The following is a 16608-nucleotide window of genomic DNA, read 5'->3' on the forward strand; positions in this document are numbered from 1 at the left end:
ATGTTTTTTTGTGGAATACACCTATAATTACCCTAGAATTTAAACAGGCTTATCCATGAGAGTACTTTCAATCCTGCTGGCTTCATTCATTTGCACCACCCCTACCTTGTTTTTTGGTCAAAAAAAAGACCATTACCAGCATGAGTCAGATCAGCTCAAGCTTGACGAGAGTACTCCGCAACTGATGCCTTACAACCGCATGATTGCCTCCGCCGGAAAAGTATTGACTTATGGCGAGCCCCGACTGGAAAACCATACCCTGGATGTGGCGCTACTTCCCGGAAATACACACCTGGTCATCGAAGACCGCTTTGGCATAGCCATTCTGGATCGCCGTTCTAAAACGATCATTACCCGTTGGGAAATCAACAAAGACCCTCGTTTTTCAAACTTAAAAAACACCTATTCCGGGATTAAGGCCCTCGTTTTTCAAAACCAAACCTATATCCTCTGGGGTGCCGCCGGGCAGGAGAATGACAAAGGAGGACTGATGATTGCCTCCTGGGATGGCAACAAAATCACCCAGGTCGAGCTTTTGCCGATCCCCCCCAAAGCGCCAGCGCCTGGTGCACTACCCAACGAAGTAGAAGTGTCTTTTGAGGCTGGTCAGCCCTTTTTATACCTCGTATTAAACGGCAACAATCAATTGCTCAAAATCAATTTTGCCACCCGCCAGATCGTCTGGACAGCCAATACCGGAGTCGCTCCTTTTGGCGTAAAACTGGCCCAAAACAAAGTCTATGTCAGCAACTGGGCCGGGCCTGTGCCCACCGATCCGAGTGTAGAAACGGCCGGAGTACCTTATGGCGAAGCTTATGTAGACCCTCGCACAGGTGCCACCTTGAAGGGCAGTGTGAGCATTTTTGATCCCCAAACGGGCCAACAACTCAAAGAGATAGAAGTAGGACTACACCCCAATGCAATGGTCCTCAGCCCTGACCAAAAAACCCTTTTTGTGGCCAATGGCAACAGTGATGATGTATCGGTGATCGATGTGATAGCGGACGTAGAGAAGCAGCGAATCCCCGTCGGTTTATTCCAGATTGGTGGTGCATTGCTCGGCAGTAGCCCAAATGGATTAGCCTTGGATAGCCTGGGGAAAACACTGTACGTGGCCAACGGTTTGGACCATGCGCTGGCGGTAATAAGCCTTGATGAAAAGCCCAAAGTGATCGGGTACATTCCGACCGAAGCCTATCCGGCGGGTTTGTTGTGCAGCCAAAACACCTTGTACGTATGCAACCTGGAAGCACGTGGCGCCCGAGTACTCAACAATACCCCAGAGCAAAAAAGACGCTTCCCCAAAAGTGATGCTTCTTTTATTGGGGCTTATAATGCCCATGAGCAGTTGGCTTCTCTCTCCATCATTCCCGTACCCAAAACATCTCAGCTAAAAAAATACAGCAAACAGGTCAGGGCAATGAACATGAGTTTCCGGGTGAAAGCTACCCGCCAGGCTCCACGCCCCAATGTAGCTCCACGCCCAGTGCCAGAGCGCATCGGTGAGCCTTCAGTATTCAAACACGTCTTGTACATCATCAAAGAAAACCGGACTTACGACCAAGTGTATGGCGATTTAAAGCAGGGTCGTGGCATGCCTTCGCTATGCATCTTTGGCGACTCCATCACCCCGAACCAGCACAAACTAGCCTTGGAATATTCTCTGCTCGACAATTACCACGTCGCCGGAAAATCTTCTGCTGAAGGCCACCAATGGACCGACGCGGGGATCGTGTCGGACTACGTGGAAAAAAGTGTTCGCGCCTGGTTCCGCAGTTATCCACACCGCCAATACGACGCGATGGTGTACACCAGGGAAGGGTTCATCTGGAACCATGCCCTGGATCATGGCAAAACGGTACGAATTTATGGCGAGGCTTGTGACATGGAGTTTGACCACGAGCTGGACTGGAGCGCGATTTATCAAAAGTATATGAATAAAGAACCCTTCGAATTTAAAAATACCAGTACCATTTCGCGGGTACGTCCCATTTTGTCCCAAAATTTTCCGGGTTATGATGATCCCAAAATCAATGACCAAATGCGGGCCGAAGCCTTCATCAAAGAGCTGGAGGAATACGAAAAAATGCCCGGCGATCAGTTGCCTCAACTCATGGTGATGGCACTGCCCAATGACCACACTGCCGGGACCAGTCCTGGTTTTCCCACTCCGCGCGCACAGGTTGCTGACAATGATTTAGCACTTGGTCGCATGGTTGAGGCTTTGAGCAAAAGTCGGTTTTGGGATTCAACTGTGGTATTTGTTACTGAAGATGATTCCCAAAATGGCTGGGATCATATCTCCGCTTACCGCACTGGCGCTTTGGTGATCAGTCCTTACTCCCGTTTGGGCAAAACGATCCATACCAACTACAACCAACTTTCGATGTTGCGCACCATCGAGCAGATACTGGGACTGCCGCCCATGACGACGATGGACGCTACGGCCCGCCCAATGTTTGAGTGTTTTAGCGATACCGTGCAAAAAGTACCCTACCAATACCTGCCCAATCGGATACCGCTAAATGAAATGAACAAGTCCTTATCGATGTTGCAGGGGCAAGCTTTGTTTTATGCCCAAAAATCGCTGGAGCAAATGAGCGGGGGCGTGGATAAAGGTGAAGATGATTTGATGAACCGGATTTTGTGGTTTGCCAGCAAAGGTGAAACCCCATATCCCGTAGGAACGAAGGCGAAATAAAAGCGTATTTTGCTGGACTCTTCTTAAATTTAGAAGTATTAAAAATTGATATTTGTATTGGTTTTTTCACAAATGTGCATTACTTTTGTAGAACTATCGCTTTTGCGACATTTAAAGGCTATCTTTGGGAACATTTGTTGAGTTTGAGTATTCCTCCCCTCCATTATACTCGCCTCATTTTTGCTGTCTACATCTTCATACCGCTTTATCTTGGTTTTATCACTCTAGAATCACACCATACTTGGGCTATGGTGAGGTTTCAGTGTGTCGCACTGTCTATTTCGGTTGTTGCTTTTCAACAACATCGATAATGGGGCAAAATGAATATTTATTTTTTTATCGCCCCTGGGGTACTCTATTTAACTCATGATCAAAAAAAACTGTAATGAAAAAGCTATTGGTAGCTGTTCTTTTTTTGGCTGCACTTGCTTACGTGATTTCTTGTGAGCGGGAGGTCGCTAGTGATTTGGACCTCGACAGTCCTTTGGAAGCAATTTTGGATCAAAGATCGGTGACTGGATCTTATACGGGTTACATCATGCCGGAAAGCACGGATTATGCCAACCTACCCAATCAAGACCCTAAAAACCCCGTCACAGAGGCGAAGGTTGAATTGGGGAGAATGTTGTTTTTTGAGACTGGGCTAGGCCTCGAAAACAAATACCCCGCTTCTAAACAGGCGTATTCTTGTGCGAGTTGCCACATTCCCAATCGGGGGTTTACGGCAGGTCGTTTTCAGGGTATCGCCGATGGGGCCATTGGTTTTGGGCAGAGTGGCGAAGGTCGCTCCAAGAATCCTGTATATTTTGGGCATGAAGTCGACGCACAAGGCGCTCGTCCATTACCAACGATCAATACCACCTATGTGACCAATGCCCTTTGGGCGGGAACTTTCGGTTCCTTCAACGTGAATGAAGGTACCGAAAGTGTCTGGAATCAGGACACCTTGATCGCCATCAACCACGAGCAATTGATGGGTTTGGAGGCCAATAACGCTCGCGCCCTAGTTGTACACCGCCAGGTAATCAACAGAGCCGTGACTGACTCTTTGGGGTATACGGCCATGTTCGATGCGGCTTTCCCGGATATTCCACAAGGTTCCCGGTACAACCGCAAAACGGGAGCATTTGCCATCGCTGCCTATTTCCGCACCATTCTGACCAATCAGGCCCCATTCCAACGCTGGCTGAAAGGAGAAAAAGATGCGATGAGCACGCAACAGAAAAAAGGTGCCGTAGTGTTCTTTGGCAAGGCGGGTTGTTTCAATTGCCACAATACACCTTCGCTCAACGCCTTTCCGCATCGCTTCTTTGCACTGGGGGTGAACAACCTCTACCAAAGTAAATACAACGTATTTGCCACTGGCCCCAGCGACAAACGCAACATTGGCCGCGGTGGTTTCACTGGTAAAGCGGAAGACATGCACAAGTACAAAGTACCGCAGTTGTACAACTTGAAAGATGTTGGTTTCTATTTCCACGGTTCCAGCAAAACCTCTCTGCGGGAGGTAGTAGAGTACTTCAATGCGGGGATTCCCGAAAATCCAGAAGTACCAGCTTCCCAAATCTCCAGCTTGTTACGTCCACTTAACCTGAGTAAAGACGAAGTAGATAACCTAACCGAGTTTTTGGAAAATGGCTTGTTCGATCCAAAATTGGAGCGTTACGCGCCAAGTCGGACCATGTCGGGGAATTGCTTCCCGAATAATGACCCCCTGTCCAGAAAGGAAATGGGCTGTAATTAACTGCTAATGTTAAACTGCTCCAGCTATTTTTCACGCTTATTCTAGTAGAGGTTTTTGTGAGAAGAGGTGTTGTCGGCTGATTGCGGGCAACACCTCGGCTTTTTTAAGTGGTTAAATAGTATTAATCGACAGAATTCGACGCAGAGATTTTGGATTTCAGCAACTTATTTTTGAAGCGCAATGCAGCGCATTGTAATGAAAAAATAAGGAAGATGAAATTCAAAAGATCAAGTTGAAAATGTCGATTAATACTATTTAACCAATTATATGGCTACTTTTCTCCCAAAGCCCTGCCCCTTCAACCACCAAAACCCCAGCATCCCCACCAAACAACACCCACTCAGCACATACCACAGGCTCCTAAAACCCCATTGCTCGGCCACATTCATACCAATATTTGGCGCAATGATGTGCCCAAAGGCCCAGGCGCTGGAGTACAAGCCCAGGTATTGCCCCTGGGTATTCGCGGGGGCACGATCCACCACGATGCTGTTGGCAAAAGGCAATTGGAAAATCTCTCCAAAAGTCACGGCGACCAAACACAGGATCGCGGCGGTGGCTTGATGGGGCGTAACGTTAAGCAGGATAAAACCCAGCCCGATCATGGCTGCGCCTAAAATCACCAGGCTCATCTTAGCATGTCGCCCTTCGAGACGAGAAACGAGGGGCATCTCAATAAAGGTGATAATGATGCCATTGCCCGCCAGCAAAAAGCCGATCACATTTTCGTCCCAGTGCCAACTCTCCTTCAAAAAGACCGGAACCATGCTGAAAAATTGCAAAAAGGCAACAGCGTTGATCGCAATCAGCACAAAAAAGAGCAAAAACTGCTTGTCTCGGTAAGGGGATAAAGCGCGCCCTTCGGCTTTGGTCGCCGCCTTTTCCTTGCGCATCGATTTTTTTTCTACTAAAAAATAACGCAAAATAAAAGCCGCAGCAATACAAGTAAGCCCATCTACCCAAAATAGCCACTTGTAGCCAAAACTGTGCGCCAAAATGCCACCCAAGGCAGGCCCCATGCCAAAGCCCAGGTTGATGGCCAAACGCACCAAAGTCAAGGAACGGGTATAATCCTCCGGCTTGCTGTAAGCTGAAATCGAGGCCATGTTGGCCGGACGGAAGCTATCGCCCACGATACCTACAATGAATACCGTAATGCACAAACCCAATAAACTCTGGATGTGCTGAAGGGCAAAAAACATCAATCCGGTCAAAAACAGAGACCCAAACATCACCTTGTACGAACCAATCAGGTCACTCAAACGCCCGCCCATGATGGTACCAATTACGGCACCAGCGCCAAAAGAAGTCAGAATCAAAGCCGCTTGTCCCTTGGAAAAATCCAGTTCCTGGGTCAGGTAAACGGCCAAAAACGGGAATACCATGGTACCCGCGCGGTTGATGAACGAAACCAGGCCAAGCATCCAGATATCGCGATTGAGTCCAGCGAAAGAACTGAGGTAGGCGTTGAGTGCACGTGTGAACATGAGAATGGGTGTTTGAATTTCGTTGGGGCTGCCCTACGTGGCTGCCCTAACCACGGGGCTACCCCGTACGGGCTGCCCTACGTGGCTGCCCTATGTGGCTGCCCTACGTCGCAGCCCTACGTCGCAGCCCTACGTGGCAGCCCTACGTGGCAGCCCTACGTCGCTGCCCCAAACCAAGGGTAGCCACGTAGGGCTACCCCAACAACCGCCCGGTTGAAAGATAAGTTCCTGAAAAATAAGCGATAAAAGGCTTAATTACAATTGCTAATTTGGGAAAAAGATCATTTGAAATCCCACTCATTTGCAAATTACCTCACTGCCCGGCATTAGGTTTGGGGCGTGGGATCAAATACAGTATTTTCTGCCGATTGTCTGCGTAGTGTATTTTTTCACCATCGAACACAGCGTTTTGCTCCAACATGATGCGTACTTCTTTGTTCCACTCGGGTAAAAAGACTTTGTTGTTCAGTTCGATCGCATAAGTTGTATTGGGCAAAATGGGGTAATCTCCAGTGCCAGGTACTCCTGACTGCATGTCCCACATGCCAATCGCGGGTCCGGCCCCGTGGCCGTGGTACCCAATTGGATGGGAATAAATTTGGGGATTTAAACCCTCGGCCTTGGCCTTGCTGATCGTCGCGGCCAGGATGTCATTGCCAGTACGTCCGGTTTTGTATTCGTTGGTGAGGATGTCCATCAAGCGAAGTCCTTTTTGATAGGCCTGGAGCAAATAAGCCGGGGGAGCCGATTCACCAGGTTTCAATACATACGCATTTTGCTGGGTATCGGTGTTCAAACCCAGGTATTTGATGCCAAAGTCGATGTGTACCAGGTCCCCCGGTTGAATGACAGCGGCATCGGGGCGTTGGGCAAAACTGCGGTTTTGCTCATTGCCACTAGGGTCAGCGCGTTGCACGTCGCAGGTGGGGTGAAACCAGGATTCGAGGCCCAAACCCCGCACTTTTTCCCGATAAAACCAGACAACGTCATCGGTAGTGGTGATGCCCGGCTGAATGACCACTTCGGAAAGCCCTTCGGCGATGATGTCATGGGCAATGCGGCAGATTTGTTCGTATACGGTCAGCTCTGCGGGGGTACGGACTTCCAGCCAGTTGACCGCCAATCGTTCGGCGGAGACCAGCCGTTTTTCATATTTGTTGTCGAGGGATTCGCGGAGTTTTTGGTGGTGGAATGCGGAGAGGCCATCGGCATGCCCAAAGTTGGTACTGAGGTTGATGCCAATGCGCTGGGGGTTTCGTTCAGCGACCAGTTGCGCCAGGCGTTTCCATTGATCGGGTTCTTTTTCCGGGTCCCAGGCTTTTTTGAATACTTCACCTACGTCGTAGCGGGCACAAGCCAGAAATTCCAGTGGCTTGTCCTTACCAGGGTCATAAATGAGCAACATGGTGGTGCGCCGCGCCGATAGCCAGGTAGCGGGCAACATCGTACGCAGCACTGGATCCTCGTTGTACTCCCGCGCAATGACCAACCACATGTCGATCCCCTCCTTGCGCATCAACTCCGGCAACAAACTCTGGCAACGCTCCTTCAACCAGCGATCCTGCACTACCGCCTGCTCCCTCAAGGTCAATACTTTTGCCTGCTGCGCCATACTTACCACAGCACACACCACCCCCAACACCAAACTCAATACTATTTTTTTCATACCAAATCCTATATCAAAATGAACAATCACAAAAAATTACGCGCTGAAAATCGAATGCCGTACCCGCTTTTCACTTTTCACTTTTCACTTTTCACTCTAAACGTAGTCTGTCTTCGGCCGCTCAAAGATTAATTCATAATTCATTTGCATGGCTGAGCTCATGCTGGAAAAAATCTGCACCAGCCGCCAGCCTTCTTCGGCGTATTCGGCGATGATGGTCTGGTAATCCTCTTTGGGGAGGTTGTTCCAGACGTTTGTGGTCAATTTGACAAATGTGTATTCAAACATGGTTTTGTTATGGTTCAAGGATTAAACAATTCGTCGATGGATTTTTGTAAGTCACGGGTTCGGTCTTCGGTGTAGTTGGAGCGGAAGTCTTCTTCCACTTCCCATTCGGGGGTAAAATGCTCGGATGGTGCCGTGGGGGTATGGGCTGCACTCAGTACATTGGCCACCGTTTGCAGTACCACCGAGTCCTGGGTTTGCAGGACTTGATTGATGATGAAGAGTTTGAGTGCTTTTAGTTCCATCATGTGATGAATTGCCTCCAGCTTTAGCTGGTGGATTGTTAGATTGATTGATAATGGGCTTTAGCCTTCATGGTAATTCTTGGGCTAAAGCCCATAAAACCTACTGCTTGTCATCCACCAGCTAAAGCTGGAGGCAATTCAAGAGCGTTACATCTAGAAATTAATTACACCCACCCTTCAACTCCGCGATCCAATCCCGGATCAACTCCACTGCCTCCGTATGCACCATCACCCGGCCAATTTCCGGCATCATCACCCCTGGGTCGGTATTTTCCATGCGGTAGAGCAGAATCGATGCCTTAGGTTGGCCCGGTACAATGCCGAACTGACGGCCGCCCGAACCTTTCCCTGCCGCCACTGGCGGTTTGCAAAAGCCCAGGTGTGCAAGGTCTTGCTCATCAGCCTGCAAGTACAGGCCCGAACTGTGCGCAGGCCCCTGCGGATGGTGGCAATGCCCACAATTCACATCCAGGTAGGCCAGGGCGCGATCTTGCAGGGAGCCGCTTTGTGGTTTGTCCCAAGCGGCAAGTTTGGCAAATTTTTGCCCATGATCTCCTGCCGCCAAATACCCTGCCCTTTGCCAGCGGCTCAGCTGATTTTCGGTTTTACCATCGGGGTAGCGTAAGTCCTTGTTGAGGTTCGCTACTTTGGGGCCGATGGGCTGAATGATGGCATCCCGATTGTGGCAGCTCTTGCACTGCGTCTTATTGGGAACAAGGTATTCAATGTTTTGTTTATGCCCTTTTTCATCCTGCCAGCTTACCGGTTTGATGTCGCCAACAATGTTGAGTTCGGCGTCGTTTTCGGCTTCATCCCACACGTAGGTGAAGGCCTGCCATTCGCCTTTTATTTTCATCAAAAGCCGCGTTTCCACCACGTCCCAATCCGCTTCTGGTTTGGCAAAATCGGCCGGGTAATAGAAGTTTTTGATCAAAACGGCCTGATCCGGGAAGTCCAGTCGACCGTCGGCAGCTACAGTAGCTTGTGTACCTTGGGGCATCCACACAAAGCGGGCTTTGTGGGCATAATCGGTGAACAGCGGCGTGATCAATTCATAAGGCAAAACACCTGCATTGGGCTGCAAATCGCGTTGGATTCCTGTGAAAAAGCCGTAGTCCGAAAGTTTGGGGTAAGGCGCTTTGCCAGAGTCAAAACGCACTGGGCTACTCACCTCCATGCCTTTTTTTTGGGCAGCAGGACTCTGGCAAGTGAAACAAAAACTTAATGCCAGCAAAAAACCAGCGGCTAAAATCCGGCCTTTTCTGAACTGCTTTTTCATTTGCACTGGTACGGTTTTAGGTCAGGGTTGATGTTTTTAAAATCGTTGGCGGCGTCGATGTTGGCAAAACGCAGGCCAGTCTGGGGCTGGTCAATGCAGATGTTCATCGGATTACTGCTGCCGGGGCGTTTGTCGTCCAGGATGCCATCGTAGAGGATGTCCTGGGGTTTGCCGCTGAAGTACACATTGACCATTTTGCCAAAATCCTTGCTCAAGTCGGGCAGGGCTTTTTTGCGTTCAAAATGGTTGTTGTGCAGCTTGATGTCGTAGGTGTAGGGGTCGTAGTTTTTGTCGTCCCATTTTAGTTGCACGATGTGATAGCTGGCAATGGCAGCGCCCATGGTTTTGTGGCCGATGACTTCGTTGTGGTGGGCTTCCACGTCTTTGGCGGCCAGGAAAATCATCCCCGTGCCCGGCGCTACGGTAGCGACGATGTTGCCTTCGGGCGCAAAGTTACGGTGGTTGTTGCTGATGATTTTGTTGTGGTGGATTTTGCAGGTTTTGCCATTGCCTGCGGGTAAGCCAGGCAGGTCAAAGACCAGAATTCCGCCGGTATTTTTTTCCGAACGGCAGTATTTCACTTCGGCGTTGCTGCAATTTTCAATCTCGATCCCCGCTACATTTTCGTGGGCGTAGGAGTTTTTAACCACTACGTTTTTAGATTGCCCGACGTAAATACCCGCATCGGAGGCGAAGGAAGCTTCACACTGATCGATCAACACGCCGTCGCAACCCACGGGATAAAGGCCATAACCGCCGTTGCTGGCTTTGGCACCGCCGCTCCAGGTAGTTTTGACGTTGCGCATCGTGACGTTTTTGGCGTCTTGCACCCGAATGGCGTCCCCTTTGGTATCGGTTACGGTGAGGTCCTGGATGGTCACCGAGTCAGCGGTGATTTTAAGGCCCTCAGCGCCAGCTTTTTGGCCCAAAAAAGAAAGAATGGTTTTGTCTTTGCCAGCGCCCTGGATGGTCACGCCCTTTACGCCATCCAACAACAAGGGGCGGTCAAAATGGTGGATTCCCGCTGGAATGTTGATCACATCACCCGGTTTGGCGTTGATCAATTGGGTTTGCAGGTCGTTGTAGAGTGCGGTGTCGACGTCTCCAGGATCGGAGGGACGGCTGTTGCAGGCGGCGCAGAAAAAGGCCAAAATTGCGAGCTGAGTGAACTTCATGAATTTGGTTTTATTACTTATTTGACGAAGATATAAAACCCCTTGCTTATTTTGGCACCTACTCTATTTTCTTGTTGACAACTCACATTACTTGGTAACTCACATTACGCAAGTTTGGTTCTGAAAAGGTGCAGCTAAAGTGTATAGCTTTATTCTATTTAACCTAAGGTTGTTTAACCGCAGAGTTTCGCAGAGTGCACGCAGAGTTTCACGGAGTTTTTAAGTTAGGCCATCTGCGATGGCAAAGAGTACTCAGAGGCCGCACTGAACAGCAGTTGGTATGAAAAAATCAAATTTCAGTAGCGCCCGACCGCTCGCCACCGCAGGTGGCAAACTCCTTAAAACTAAAAAAAACTCCGTGAAACTCTGCGTGCACTCTGCGAAACTCTGCGTTTTAAAACTGTGTGATGTGTGTTATAAAAACAAAAATCCTAATTATGTCAAAAATTCCTTTGCACCTGCTCCTGTCTGGCATCATGGTGGCCACGATGTACCAACTGGGCTACCGTTGCCAGCAAGCTGATTTTTGGCCCTTGTTGGGGACTTACGCAGCATTTTTTGGTGCCTACGCCCTGGTGCTCAAGCTGGCGATGCAAAAGGTAAGCATTCAATGGTATCTGCTTTTGGGGATTGGCCTGCGGCTGCTGCTCCTGTTTTCCATGCCCAACTTGTCCGATGATGTGTACCGCTACCTCTGGGACGGCAAACTGTGGCTCAATGGCATCAACCCTTTTGTGCATCCCCCCTCCCACTATGTGCAACAAGGCATGCTGCCTGCAGGGCTTAGCATGGAGCTTTACGCTGAACTCAATTCACCCGATTACCACACCATTTATCCACCCATTGCCCAAGGTTTGTTTACGTTGAGTTGTGCCTTGTTTCCAGAGGATCTTTATGCGAGTATTGTGGCGATAAAAGTGGGGATTCTGCTGGCGGAACTGGGCAGTTTGTGGCTCTTGCGGGCTTTGTTGCAACGGTATCAACTCGCGCCACAGCACATCCTGATTTATGCCCTCAATCCCTTGATCATTCTGGAATTGGTAGGCAATGTCCACCTGGAGGCGCTGATGATTTTTTTCCTGCTGCTGGCTTTGTACTTGCTGCAAAAACAGCTAAACGGCTGGGCAAGTGTAGCACTGGCGGGCTCCATAGCGAGTAAGTTGTTGCCGCTGATGTTTCTGCCTTTTTTGATCCGGCGTTGGGGTTGGCCGCAGCGAAGTATGCGGTATTTTGCGTTGCTGGGCGGGGTGTTATTGTTGCTTTTTGCGCCGATGCTCAGTTGGGCATTCATCCAGGGTTTTGCCTCCAGCCTGGACTTGTACTTCCAACGTTTTGAGTTCAATGCCGGGGTTTATTACCTGCTGCGTTGGGTGTTTTATGTGCTGACGGGCTACAATTTGATCCTTTTCCTGGGGCCAGTTTTGGGTTTGTTGGTAGTATACAGCATCGTCAAAATGGCGCAACGGGAGCAGGATTTGCGTTGGGAAAAACTGCCGCGATTGATGTTGCTGGCTTTTAGTTTGTATTTGTTCTCGGCCACGATTATTCACCCCTGGTACCTGGCGGTGCCGATTGCGCTGTGCGTGCTCACGCCGCTGCGTTTTCCGGTGCTGTGGTCGGGGCTGGTGGTGTTGTCGTATAGCCATTATGATGGGGGCGGTTTTGCGGAAAATTATGGGTTGATTGGAGTGGAGTATGGGGTGTTGGGGGTGTTTTTGGCGGTGGAATGGCGGAGTTTGAGACAAAAACAGCGCATGTGAGCGGTAAGCATACAAAAACGATCGATTCCGCTCACTTGTGTTTTTCTTTTGAGCGGAAAGTGTGTTTTTAAGTTGGTTTCCGCCCGCTTGATACAAAGACTTTTCATCAAACTATACTCCAACTGTAATGCCATTTTCACTTAAAATCAAGCATATTAACCTCCAATTGCCTCTTTTCTGTCCTCCACCCGTCAAGTTTTGCTTCCCTCCCAAAAATCCCCGAAACTTCGTAAATTGTCCTCTCCTACAGTCACCAAGTCAGCAACTTATGGCCCAAAAATTCCTTTTTATCGCCTTGTTTTGTATGGGGTTGACCCATCTGCAAGCCCGCCACATCATTGGCGGGGCCATGAGCTATCAGTGCCTGGGGCGCAACGAATATGAGTTTACCCTGCGTCTGTACCGTGATTGTTATTGCTTTGGGTGCCCGCCTTTGGATGCGGTGGCCCACATTGGCATTTACCGTTGCAGTACTCCGGCTCAATGCGGCAACCAGTTCAATGCGTTTGGCAGTATGGATGTACTTCGGCAGAGTTTGCGCAGCATTCCTCCCACGGAATACCCTTGTTTGGTACCCCCCGATGTGTGTGTGGAAGAGGGTGTGTATGTCTTCCGTTACACCCTGCCCTTGTCCACGATGAGTTACCACATTTCCTTTCAGCGCTGCTGCCGGGATGAGACCATGAGCAACATTGCCCTACCCGGATCGACGGGTGCCACCTATACCGTAGAAGTTACGCCCGAAGCTCAGCAATTGTGCAACAACAGCCCCCAGTTTTCCATTGTGCCACCCACGGTGATTTGTGCAAATGCACTGTTGAAGTACGACCATTCCGCCGAAGAAATGGATGGCGACAGCCTCGTGTATGAATTGTGTGCGCCGCTGGGTGGCGCAGGCAATGCCAATGGGCAACAACTTACTTTTACTTGTTATGGTACAACTCCCAATCCAGCTTGTCCGCCGCCTTACACCGAATTGTTCTATCGCAACCCCTATTCCGCCGCTGAACCCATTCTGGGCGATCCGCTGCTAAAAATTGATCCTCACACCGGGCTCATCACCCTGCGTCCCAGTGCCTTGGGGCGTTTTGCCGTGGGCGTTTGTGTGCGCGAGTACCGCAAGGGGCTGCTGCTGAGTCGAGTTACCCGCGACTTCCAGTTCAATGTCACGGATGGTTGTAACCCCAAGCTGCTGGCCGACGTCCGGGAGGATGTAAAGCTGGCCGAAAAGGAATTTTTGATCCGCTCCTGTGGCAAAACCCTGGTGGACATCAGCAATGAAAGTACACCCCGCGAAGCCATTAAGTTGATAAGCTGGAGTTTTGACCTCAAAAAAGGCCCGACCTACCAAAGCAACCAATGGAATCCCCAGATTCAGTTTCCCGATACGGGGCGTTACCAGGGCAAGTTGCTGCTCAATCCTGGCTTTGAATGCGCCGACTCGGCAAAGGTCATAGTCCACGTTTTACCCTTGTTACAGGCCGATTTTAGTTTTGATTATGATACCTGTAAAGCTGGTGTTGTACAGTTTCGCGACCGTTCCATTGTCCATGCCAAATCCATCCAGGAATGGAGCTGGTTTTCGGGTGAACGAGGTACGAGTACGCTCTCCAACCCAAGCTTTCAATATGAATACCCAGGAATAAAAAGAGCACGTTTGACGGTGCGTGATGCCAACAACTGTGTTTCTACCATCCAAAAAGAGGTGCGTTATTTCCCCGTGCCTAAATTGTTGTTGACCACTCCAAGTTCGGCAGAATTGTGTGAACCGGGGCAGGTTTATTTCCAAAACCTATCTTCGCCGGTGGATACAACTTACCGGATTGAATGGAAATTTGGCGACGGGGGCGTTTCCCGCAAGCATAGCCCCAGCTACACCTATCAGCATGACGGGCTTTATTCGGTGTCGCTCAAGGTCATTTCGCCGATTGGCTGCGAAACCGACACCATTTATCCCGATTTGATCCGCATCAAACCTACCCCCCAGGCCGCTTTTGCCATTGAACCGCCGGAGGTGACCAATGTTTTTCCCGATTTCCAGCTCCAGGATCAGTCGACCGATGCCGTTCGCTGGTTGTGGCAGTTTGGTGATGGTCGTCAGTACACCGACCGCAACCTCAGCGCTGCTGCCCGCGAGCTGGGTGCTTTGCGCATCACCCAGTTTGCGTACAACAATTTTGGTTGCCAGGACAGCACTTCCCAAGTCTTGCGCATTTTGCCGGAAGTGCGCTACTTTTTACCCAATGCCTTCACCCCCAATGGTGATTCAGTCAACGATGAACTGCGGGCGGTAGGGATTTTTGCTGGCATGCGCAATTTCCGCATCAACGTGTGGAATCGGTGGGGTGAAATGGTGTTCCAATCCAGCAACCCGCAGGATACCTGGAATGGGCTGAAATTTAACCAAGGTTCTGAATTGCCAGTAGGCGTATACACCGTTTTGGCCAGCTACCTTGATCCCAAAGACCAGTTGATCGAATATCGAGGATTTGTTACTTTATTGCGTTAAATCTTCTGCATGGGTAGAGGAAAGGTAGCATAGTCGAGTGGCAAGCCTTATCTTTAATCACAAAAAAACATGTTTGCATCCTTTCTAGCTGGGGTTAGCGCTTATGGACGTGCGATTCAATTGTGCCTCAAGTACAATTTGTGGATCTACTTTTTGGTGCCCGCCTTGCTGTGTATCCTTTTGGGCGGGGGCATGATCTATGGCGTCTGGAACGTTTCGGATGACCTGGGCAATTGGATGGCTGGTTTTTGGCCCTTCAATTGGGGGGAAAACTGGGTTGACAATGTCGCGCAGGTGTTCGGGGGCCTGGCCGTGGGGGCTTTTGGCTTCATCATTTTCCGCAATCTGATCCTTGCTATCGCGGGTCCTTTTATGAGTTTACTTTCGGAGCGGGTGGAAAATCGGCTTCGCGGGCAGGCTTCCGCAGCCTTTAAAATGAGCGCTTTTTTGAGTGATATGGCCAGAGGCATTCGTATTGCCCTGCGCTTGATTGTGCGGGAGTTGTTTTTCACCACCCTTTTGTTTTTGTTGGGTTTGATTCCTGGTTTGGCCCTAATTACCACGCCGCTGATTTTTATCGTACAGGCTTATTATGCCGGAGCTGGGAACATTGATTTTGCGCTGGAGCGCCATTATCGGGTGCGGGATAGTATTCGTTTTGTGCGGCAAAATCGGGGTCTGGCGATTGGAAATGGAGCAGTATATTTGTTGTTGTTGATCTCAGTGGTGGGATTTTTGGTGGCATTGCCATTGGGTACCATTGCTGCAACGGTAGAAACAGTAAAACGAATTAAATAAGCACTGGCGGCTGATGGCTCATAGCTGACAGCTGATAGCTAAATAAAAACCTAAAACCATGAAAACCCATTTAAACCTACTACTCCTTCTCTGGTTCTGTTGCAGTTGTGCCCAACTCAATTACCTGGATCAAGCGCAAAATGCCTTCAATCAGGGTGCCAATTTGGAAACCAACCTCAGTTTTGGCGAACCTGCCTTGCTGGGGCAACCTTCAGCAGCGGGTAGTCAGGCCATGAGTTTGGCTACACCTGATTTGTGTTACCGCCTGGCCTACGCTCAGGTCAATAAAGCGCTACTCAAAGACAGTAAGCTCAAAGCCGACGGCGTGTTGGTCAATGCCCACTCCCTACGCGCATTGAGTGCCTGGAAACTGGGCCTGTATACTCAAGCTACCGAAAGCGCCCTGGCGGCCAAAATCGCGCTGCAAGATTCTGACGTCCCGCTCCCCCGCGAAGCAGCGATGATGACGGCTCTGGAAGGACTCATCCAAGCGGATCAGGCTTTTGTGGCAGTGCAAAAATTCAAGCTGGACAATCAAACCCGCAGTACCAGTCCCAATGCTTCAGAAGCGCTCAACCTGATGGCCAACATCCGCAAACAATATGAAGCGGACATCATCAATGGCAATGGAACGGGAAAAATTGAAAAAGCGCTGAGCATCCTGGACAATGCCAAACTGGAGGTTGCGGGCCGCGCGGATATTCAAACCTATTTCATCATGTCGCAACTGGCGGCGCTGAAAACCTGGCTAGATGAGTTGGATCAGATTTACAGCTTGCTCAAAACTTTTGGTTTTGCCAGCAACAACAACAATGATTTGAAACGCTGGTTTGATCAGGAAAACGATCGTTTTACCCAAAAGCGAAATTTGTACATGGGGCAGCTAGCGCCCTTGTTGCCGCAACAAAAAGAAAATGTGATGTACAAGCGTTGGGAGGAGTGGTTGTTTAACTAAGTGC

13 protein-coding genes are annotated in these 16608 nt (G+C 49.8%); 7 read left to right on the plus strand and 6 right to left on the minus strand.

All coding sequences use genetic code 11. The annotated features are described in order from the left end of the window. Nucleotides 1-55: 55 nt before the first annotated feature. Both ACEW9O_RS07625 and ACEW9O_RS07630 read left to right on the plus strand, forming a co-directional pair. Complete coding sequence (locus tag ACEW9O_RS07625; protein ID WP_373549547.1) at nucleotides 56-2701, plus strand: alkaline phosphatase family protein; 2646 nt, start codon at nucleotides 56-58, stop codon at nucleotides 2699-2701. 385 nt (nucleotides 2702-3086) lie between these two features. Continuing rightward, nucleotides 3087-4445, plus strand: coding sequence for a cytochrome-c peroxidase (locus ACEW9O_RS07630; RefSeq protein ID WP_373549548.1), 1359 nt, complete (start codon nucleotides 3087-3089; stop codon nucleotides 4443-4445). Between the two features lie 263 nt (nucleotides 4446-4708). Here ACEW9O_RS07630 and ACEW9O_RS07635 read toward each other — a convergent pair whose 3' ends face one another. Then, on the minus strand, nucleotides 4709-5932 hold the full coding sequence (locus ACEW9O_RS07635) for an MFS transporter (protein ID WP_373549549.1): 1224 nt from the start codon (nucleotides 5930-5932) through the stop codon (nucleotides 4709-4711). A gap of 37 nt (nucleotides 5933-5969) precedes the next feature. Between ACEW9O_RS07635 and ACEW9O_RS07640 the strand changes: the two genes are divergently transcribed. Beyond that, nucleotides 5970-6149 (plus strand): hypothetical protein, encoded by a 180-nt coding sequence (locus ACEW9O_RS07640; protein WP_373549550.1) that lies wholly within the window; start codon nucleotides 5970-5972, stop codon nucleotides 6147-6149. A gap of 96 nt (nucleotides 6150-6245) precedes the next feature. Here the strand turns inward: ACEW9O_RS07640 and ACEW9O_RS07645 are convergent, their stop codons facing one another. The 5 genes from ACEW9O_RS07645 to ACEW9O_RS07665 form a co-directional block, all read right to left on the minus strand. Continuing rightward, complete coding sequence (locus ACEW9O_RS07645) at nucleotides 6246-7598, minus strand: M24 family metallopeptidase (protein WP_373549551.1); 1353 nt, start codon at nucleotides 7596-7598, stop codon at nucleotides 6246-6248. A 96-nt stretch (nucleotides 7599-7694) separates the two neighbouring features. Then, complete coding sequence (locus ACEW9O_RS07650; RefSeq protein ID WP_373549552.1) at nucleotides 7695-7886, minus strand: DUF4177 domain-containing protein; 192 nt, start codon at nucleotides 7884-7886, stop codon at nucleotides 7695-7697. A gap of 14 nt (nucleotides 7887-7900) precedes the next feature. Beyond that, the gene (locus ACEW9O_RS07655) at nucleotides 7901-8131 is read right to left on the minus strand and encodes a hypothetical protein (protein WP_373549553.1); all 231 of its coding nucleotides are present in this window, start codon (nucleotides 8129-8131) and stop codon (nucleotides 7901-7903) included. A 157-nt stretch (nucleotides 8132-8288) separates the two neighbouring features. After that, nucleotides 8289-9407 carry an SO2930 family diheme c-type cytochrome gene (locus tag ACEW9O_RS07660; RefSeq protein WP_373549554.1) on the minus strand — a complete coding sequence of 373 codons (1119 nt, stop codon included), beginning with the start codon at nucleotides 9405-9407 and terminating at the stop codon, nucleotides 8289-8291. Further along, nucleotides 9404-10582: a parallel beta-helix domain-containing protein gene (locus ACEW9O_RS07665; protein ID WP_373549555.1), complete on the minus strand. Its 1179-nt coding sequence runs from the start codon at nucleotides 10580-10582 to the stop codon at nucleotides 9404-9406. Before ACEW9O_RS07665 ends, ACEW9O_RS07660 begins: the two co-directional genes overlap by 4 nt. 437 nt (nucleotides 10583-11019) lie before the next feature. Here ACEW9O_RS07665 and ACEW9O_RS07670 point away from each other — a divergent pair, with 437 nt between their 5' ends. The 4 genes from ACEW9O_RS07670 (at nucleotide 11020) to ACEW9O_RS07685 (ending at nucleotide 16604) form a co-directional block, all read left to right on the plus strand. Continuing rightward, nucleotides 11020-12342: a hypothetical protein gene (locus tag ACEW9O_RS07670; protein WP_373549556.1), complete on the plus strand. Its 1323-nt coding sequence runs from the start codon at nucleotides 11020-11022 to the stop codon at nucleotides 12340-12342. Between the two features lie 268 nt (nucleotides 12343-12610). Beyond that, nucleotides 12611-14851: a PKD domain-containing protein gene (locus tag ACEW9O_RS07675; protein ID WP_373549557.1), complete on the plus strand. Its 2241-nt coding sequence runs from the start codon at nucleotides 12611-12613 to the stop codon at nucleotides 14849-14851. A 69-nt stretch (nucleotides 14852-14920) separates the two neighbouring features. Beyond that, nucleotides 14921-15649, plus strand: coding sequence for an EI24 domain-containing protein (locus ACEW9O_RS07680; protein WP_373549558.1), 729 nt, complete (start codon nucleotides 14921-14923; stop codon nucleotides 15647-15649). A gap of 58 nt (nucleotides 15650-15707) precedes the next feature. After that, nucleotides 15708-16604, plus strand: coding sequence for a hypothetical protein (locus ACEW9O_RS07685; protein WP_373549559.1), 897 nt, complete (start codon nucleotides 15708-15710; stop codon nucleotides 16602-16604). Nucleotides 16605-16608: the final 4 nt, after the last annotated feature.

It is taken from the genome of Haliscomenobacter sp., from assembly GCF_041740695.1.
Taxonomy (GTDB): domain Bacteria; phylum Bacteroidota; class Bacteroidia; order Chitinophagales; family Saprospiraceae; genus Haliscomenobacter.